Genomic DNA, 7083 nt, shown 5'->3' on the forward strand with positions numbered 1-7083 from the left:
GCGGGAATGTAAATGTAGAATATGCCTTATCGGCTGATGGAAGATATAGGTTGCGGGCTTACAGGCGCAACCAGAACGACGTAATTGTACAGGGACAGATTATTGAAACAGGACTGGGTTTCACCCTTGTGGTAGATTACAATAAATTCAGAGAGATTTTCCAGAAAAAACGAAACAGAAGAAACATTGAACAAAAACCTAAAAATGAAACAACTAACTAGACCAATTTTATTTATACTGGCCTGCTTAGTTTGGGCTGCGTGTAGCTCTACGAAATCGTTAAAGCCGGGACAATACTTATATACTGGTGCCGAAGTAAAGATCAATCCAGATTCGTCGGGCAAAATTGAGGATGAAAAACAGGTAAAAAAAGATCTCGAAAGCAAAACGAGGCCACGTCCCAACAAATCTATTTTAGGAATAAAGTTTAAACTGGGTATTTATAACCTGGCCGGAGAACCCAAAAAACCAAAAGGGCTTAGAAACTGGATCCGCAGACAGGGCGAAGCCCCTGTGCTGTTAAACGAAGTTAAATTGAAATACAATAACGATGTATTAACCAGTTACCTGATTAGTGAGGGTTATTTACAGGCCGCTGTTACCGGCGATACCATTATTACAGGAAAAAAAGGCAAGGCTGTTTACACGGCCGAAACCGGTAACCGTTACAAGATAAATAAAATCACTTTTCCACCTGATAGTGGCATTTTAACCAAAATCATTAACCAGAACAAGGATAAAACCCTGTTGAAAGTAGGTGATTATTATGACCTGGATACCTATAAAAACGAACGCATCAGAATTGATAACGACCTGAAAGAACAGGGCTATTTTTATTTCAGTCCGGATTACCTGATCCTTCAGATTGACAGCACCATTGGCAAAAACCTGGTAAATGTTACTGTTAAGGTTAAAGATATTGCACCTGATGCCGGTTTAAAGCCTTATACCATCCGTAATATCAACATCTACCCTAGTTACAGCCTGCGGAGAGATACCGTATTAAGAAAGCTGAAACCGCTTGAATATCACGATTTCAGTATTTACGACGACCGGAATACTTTTAAACCAAAATTGTTCGATCGTTTGGTTTTCTTCCAGAAAGGCGAACCTTATAACCGTAAAGACCATAACCAATCGCTAAACCGGATGGTTAATGTGGGCGCTTTCAGGGATGTTAGGGCAGAGTTTTTACCGATCGATAGTTTCAAAAACAGTCAGTTGGATCTGAATATATACCTTACTCCGCTTAAGAAAAACTCGTTGAGCTTTTCGGTTACCGGAACCAGTAAATCGAACAACTTTGTGGGTTCGGAAGTAAAAGTAACACAAACCACCCGTAACCTGTTCAGAAATGCAGAACAGCTGGATGTGAGTGTAAGCGGTGGTTTCGAAACGCAGACCAAAGGAACTTCATTGGGCCGTAATTCGCTATCGCTAACTGCAGAAGCAAAATTAACTTTCCCGAGGCTCATTGTTCCGTTTTATAAACCGAATAGCACAAATGCTTTCATCCCCAAAACCATTACTTCGCTTTCTTATCAATTGCTTAGCCGTGGTTCTGAATATACCCTACGCGCCATAAAAGGTGAATATGGTTACAATTTTAAGGAGAACCAGTACAAAGAGCATAATTTCAACCCGATATCAATCAGTTACGTTTCAACAGGTTTCCCTGATGCAACTACAAAGAAGAACTTGTTTGATGCTAATCCTCTTTTAAGAAGCACCCTCGAAAACCAGTTTATCATTGGTAGCAATTACAACTTTACCTATACCAACCAGATGGAAACCAACCGACGAAATAATGTATATTTCTTTGGTGGTTTAGAAACAGGTGGTAATGTTTGGGGACTATTTACCGCTAAAAATGATCAGGGACAAAAAACCTTATTCAATACACCACTTACCCAGTTTATCAGGGCAGAGGCTGATTTGAGGGATTATTACAAAATTAACCGCAACCTGATCTGGGCCAACCGTTTAAACCTGGGTTATGGTTATGCTTACGGCAATAGTACCTCTTTACCTTTTGTAAGACAGTTTTTTGCAGGGGGAAGTAACGATATCAGGGCGTTTCCGGCACGTACCTTAGGTCCGGGTACTTATAAAGTAAAGGATGATGCCATTTTTGCCGATCAGGGTGGTGATATCAAATTGATGCTCAATTCAGAACTCCGTTTTAAATTGGTAAGCGTATTATACGGTGCCTTGTTTGTAGATGCAGGTAATATATGGTTGAGAAAAGAAGATCTTGGAGAACCTGGCAAACCAGAAACTGCAAGACTTGGATCGGGCTTTAAGTTAAAAAATACTTTTGATGAGCTAGCCGTTGGTACCGGCGCGGGTTTACGTGTTGATGCTACCATTTTTGTGGTACGTTTGGATGTGGCTTTCCCTTTGAGAAAACCTTATTTACCTGAAGGGCAAAGATGGGTATTTGATGATATTGCCTTTGGGAATAAAGATTGGCGCAGACAGAATTTAATTTTTAATATTGGCATAGGCTATCCATTTTAGTATTTCGATGAAACTAATCAACAAGATCAAACGTTTTTTTATTGCGCTTTACCACCTGTTTATTGCTGCCGGGAAAGGTTTTGTAGAAGATCGTGTAACCAAACTAAGTGCTTCGCTTGCTTATTACACCATTTTTTCGCTTACACCGCTTATTATTATCGTACTTTCTGCCGCTACCCTATTTTTTGGTGATAAAAGAAACGAACAAACAAGAGGTCAGTTTTTTGGTCAGATTACCGAAATGGTAGGCAAAGATGCCGCCACACAGATACAGGGTTTTGTAGAACATGCCAATAAATCGGGTCAATCTACCATCGGTTTAATTATTGGTATCGGTACCCTTATTATTGGAGCAACGGCCATCTTTATCGAAATACAGGATAGCATCAACATCATCTGGAAGGTAAAGGCCATCCCTAAAAAAGGCTGGCTCAAAATGCTTACCAACAGGCTGCTTTCCTTCTCTCTGATCGTATCAATGGGTTTTTTGCTACTCGTTTCGCTGGTAATTAATAGTGTGGTGGTAGGCTTGGGCGATAAACTGGTTTCATTTGTTTCTAAAAGTGATATCGATGAGGTAATTCCGGTAGCAAACGATACCATGCAGTTGCTCATTTATATTTTAAACAACGTAATTACCCTTGCAGCGGTTACGGCCGTATTCACCATCATATTTAAGGTGCTGCCCGATGTAAATATCAAATGGAAATCGGCCATTATCGGTTCGTTATTTACCGCGGTCCTTTTCAGTTTGGGTAAGTACCTTATCGGGATTTACATCGAAAAAGGTAATCCGGGTTCTGCTTTTGGCGCAGCCAGTTCCATTATCGTAATTTTACTGTGGATTTATTATACCTCTATCATTTTATATTTCGGGGCCGAATTTACCCAGGCCTATGCCGAAAAATATGATAACGGCATCTCCCCTAGTAAATATGCCGTGTTTACCAAAATCACTATTGTAGAGAAAAAGGTAGATGTACTGCCGCCGCAGCACCCCGAAGATACGGTGGATGTGGGTAAGGGGTGATGTTACGTCATTGCGAACCGAAGAGCTGGTATGTGGTGAGGGCGTGAAGCAATCTTAATGCAAGAACTATTCTAGAAGATGCCCTTGCGATCGTCATTTCCAGCACATTTTGTTTTAAATTTTAATAATACGTATCTTTATATCATGACTACAATGACCATACAAGTTCCCGAAGCCCTTGAGAAAGAGCATGAGGAAACAACACGCTTTATTGCAGCCAAACTGTATGAAGCAGGTAAATTGACTTTGGGTCAGGCTGCTGAAATGTGCCATATGAAAAAATGGGATTTTGCTGAAATCCTGATTAAGTATGATGTCCATTACCTGGACGAAAGTGCGGCTGAAGATCTTGAAATGTTCAGAAATGCCCGTATTGGATAAAATTGTCATCACTGACGCCAGCTGTTTCATCACGCTTGATAAAATAGATGGTATGCATATCCTCCATTCTTTGTATAAACAGGTAATAACAACTCCTGAAATAGCTGCTGAATATGGAAAGCGACTACCCGATTGGGTGGATGTGAAAGCCGTGCAAAACCGCAACCTATTGTATGACTATGCTGAAAACGTAGATATAGGAGAGGCCAGTGCTATGGTACTTGCAATAGAAACCCATGCTGATCTACTCATTATAGATGATGCAGAAGGAAGGAGGTTTGCTAAAAAGCTTGAACTCAACATCACGGGTACAGTTGGTGTAATACTTAACGCCAAACTTAATGGCATTATTCCACTAGTTAAACCTTACATTCTCAAAATCCAACAAACTAATTTTAGGATTTCTGAATGGTTGACTACACAAATAATTAAAGATGCTGGAGAATAAGTAATATCTGGTGGAGCGCAAAGAGTCGTCGTTGCCCGCCACGAAGCAATCCTAACGCAAACGCTGATAGCGATCGTTGTAAGATTGCTTCGTCGGCTGAAAAAGCCTTCTCGCAATGACGGACTTTTCCTACTCCCCGTTTCGTGTCTACACGAAACGGAATAATCTCATTTACGCCACCTCTTCCGTAATTACTTTAGGCTCCTCCGTCACTTCATCTTTCTCTATACGCAGGTTCCGGATAATGTGCTGTTGCCTATCGGGTGTGTTTTTACCCATGTAGTATTCGAGTAGGCTTTTAATCGTCTGGTCTTTTAAAATCACCGGATCTAGCCTGATGTCTTTACCGATAAATAAACCAAATTCATCCGGCGAGATTTCACCCAAACCTTTAAATCGGGTAATTTCAGGTTTGTTGCCCAGTTTTTCGATCGCATTTCTGCGTTCCTCGTCGCTGTAACAATAAATGGTTTCTTTTTTATTTCTCACCCTGAAAAGCGGTGTTTGTAAAATATAAACATGACCTGCTTTTACCAGATCGGGGAAAAACTGCAAAAAGAAAGTCATCATCAATAAACGGATGTGCATCCCGTCAACATCGGCATCGGTTGCAATTACAATGTTGTTATAATGAAGCCCTTCCAGGCCATCTTCAATATTTAAAGCATGCTGTAAAAGGTTAAACTCTTCGTTTTCGTAAACCACTTTTTTGGTCAGTTCGTAACAGTTTAACGGCTTACCCTTCAAACTAAATACGGCCTGGCAATCTACATCGCGAGATTTGGTAATCGAACCCGATGCTGAATCACCTTCGGTAATAAAAAGGGTGGTTTCGTAACGTTTCTCATGTGGGGTGTTGAAATGTACCTTACAATCGCGGAGTTTTTTATTGTGTAATGATGCTTTTTTTGCCCTGTCGTTAGCCAGTTTTTTAATCCCCGCAATATCTTTCCGCTCCCGTTCTGATTGCAGAATTCTTTTCTCTAATGCATCGGCAACTTCTTTATTCTTGTGCAGGTAATCATCCAGTTCTTTCTTAACAAAATCGTTGATGAAAGTAGCTACCGATGGTCCTTCAGGCCCCATGTTCTGCGAACCCAGTTTGGTTTTGGTCTGCGATTCGAAAACCGGCTCCTGTACACGTACAGAAATCGCTGCAATAATTGATGAACGCACATCCGATGCGTCAAACTCTTTTTTATAAAACTCGCGAACGGTTTTCACTACCGCAGCCCTAAAAGCTGCCTGATGTGTTCCACCCTGTGTAGTATGCTGTCCGTTAACAAACGAATGGTAATCTTCGCCATATTGCTGTCCGTGGGTCATCGCAATTTCAATATCCGGACCAATCATGTGAATAATCGGGTAACGGATTTCTTCTGGCTTATTAAATTTAGAAAGCAGATCGTACAAACCTCTTTCCGAAAAATATTTCTGGTTATTAAAATTTACCGTTAAACCGGTATTTAAGAAAACATAGTTCCAAACCATGCTCTCCACAAAATCCGGAATATAGTGGTAGTTTCTGAAAATGGTTTCGTCGGGATAAAAGGTAATTGCCGTACCATTACGCTGCGTGGTATCGATTACCGGTTGCTCGGTTACAATTTCTCCTTTAGAAAATTCTACTTTTTTCGTTTTTCCATCACGATATGATTGTACAGTGAAACTGGTAGAAAGTGCATTTACCGCCTTTGTACCTACCCCATTTAAACCCACCGATTTCTGGAAAGCATTGCTGTCGTATTTACCCCCGGTATTAATCTTGCTCACACAATCGATTACCTTACCCAATGGAATACCACGACCATAATCACGTACATTCACTTTTTGTTCGGAAAGGGTAATTTCGATGGTTTTTCCGGTTCCCATTACAAACTCATCGATAGAGTTATCTACAATTTCCTTTAATAAAACGTAAATACCATCATCCTGCGCAGAGCCATCGCCAAGTTTACCAATGTACATCCCCGGACGAAGCCTGATGTGCTCTTTCCAATCTAATGAACGGATACTGTCGTCGTTATAAATTACTTCTGCCATACTGTGTTTATCTGTTCTTCAGTGAAAACCCCGCATTTTTTGATTTGCCGGGCGATGAAGAATTTGTAGAAATAAGCCTGATGAATGAAAATAAAAATATCTCCAGATTTTCTCTTCAGAATTATCTTACAATAATAAATTTATTATGCGAGGCTAGCAAAAGAAAGTTTCCACATGTGAACAATGATGGATGATGTAGAATGTAAAATGGATGATGGACTTTAGTACTAATGAACAAATCACTAATGACCAGTAAACAAATGACCAATGAACAAATCACAACATCCAAAACATTTCAACTTTACAAAATAATCAAAAATGACCAATGAACCAATGACAAATTTCGACCACCAAGACACCAAGTTTTTCTGTTTCACTTGCTCAGTTAACCGATTAACCCCCTGAGCGTAGTCGAAGGGTAAACAGTTAACCATGCAGTGAACTAATGACCAATAAACAAATTTTTACCACAAAGGCACAAAGACACTAAGGTTTATATTTCCTCTAAATAATCTGTTATACCTGCCCAAGTCATCAGTTAACCGATTAACCCCCTGAGCGTAGTCGAAGGGTAAACAGTTAACCATACCAACTTTTCGTCCATCATCCATATTACATCATCCATCTTACATCATCCATATTACATCATCCATCTTACATC

The 7083-nt window shown here is 40.2% G+C and carries 6 protein-coding genes; 5 read left to right on the forward strand and 1 reads right to left on the reverse strand.

Annotated features, from left to right (window positions below; genetic code table 11):
- The 5 genes from B2V92_RS15305 to B2V92_RS15325 all read left to right on the forward strand — a co-directional run.
- On the forward strand, positions 1-221 hold a 221-nt coding region (locus B2V92_RS15305; RefSeq protein ID WP_293309646.1), incomplete at its 5' end, for a hypothetical protein.
- Entirely contained in the window at positions 205-2520 is a 2316-nt protein-coding gene (locus B2V92_RS15310) for a BamA/TamA family outer membrane protein (protein WP_293309648.1), read from the forward strand. The genes B2V92_RS15305 and B2V92_RS15310, both read left to right, overlap by 17 nt.
- A 7-nt stretch (positions 2521-2527) precedes the next feature.
- Positions 2528-3550 (forward strand): YihY/virulence factor BrkB family protein, encoded by a 1023-nt coding sequence (locus tag B2V92_RS15315; RefSeq protein ID WP_293309650.1) that lies wholly within the window; start codon positions 2528-2530, stop codon positions 3548-3550.
- Positions 3551-3703: 153 nt separating this feature from the next.
- On the forward strand, positions 3704-3931 hold the full coding sequence (locus B2V92_RS15320; RefSeq protein ID WP_293309652.1) for a UPF0175 family protein: 228 nt from the start codon (positions 3704-3706) through the stop codon (positions 3929-3931).
- On the forward strand, positions 3924-4379 hold the full coding sequence (locus B2V92_RS15325; protein WP_293309654.1) for a DUF3368 domain-containing protein: 456 nt from the start codon (positions 3924-3926) through the stop codon (positions 4377-4379). Before B2V92_RS15320 ends, B2V92_RS15325 begins: the two co-directional genes overlap by 8 nt.
- A 171-nt stretch (positions 4380-4550) precedes the next feature.
- On the opposite strand, the gene B2V92_RS15330 is transcribed toward B2V92_RS15325, so the two are convergent.
- Positions 4551-6422: a DNA topoisomerase IV subunit B gene (locus B2V92_RS15330; RefSeq protein ID WP_293309656.1), complete on the reverse strand. Its 1872-nt coding sequence runs from the start codon at positions 6420-6422 to the stop codon at positions 4551-4553.
- Positions 6423-7083 lie beyond the last annotated feature (661 nt).

This window comes from Pedobacter sp. UBA5917 (assembly GCF_002432345.1).
Taxonomy (GTDB): domain Bacteria; phylum Bacteroidota; class Bacteroidia; order Sphingobacteriales; family Sphingobacteriaceae; genus Pedobacter.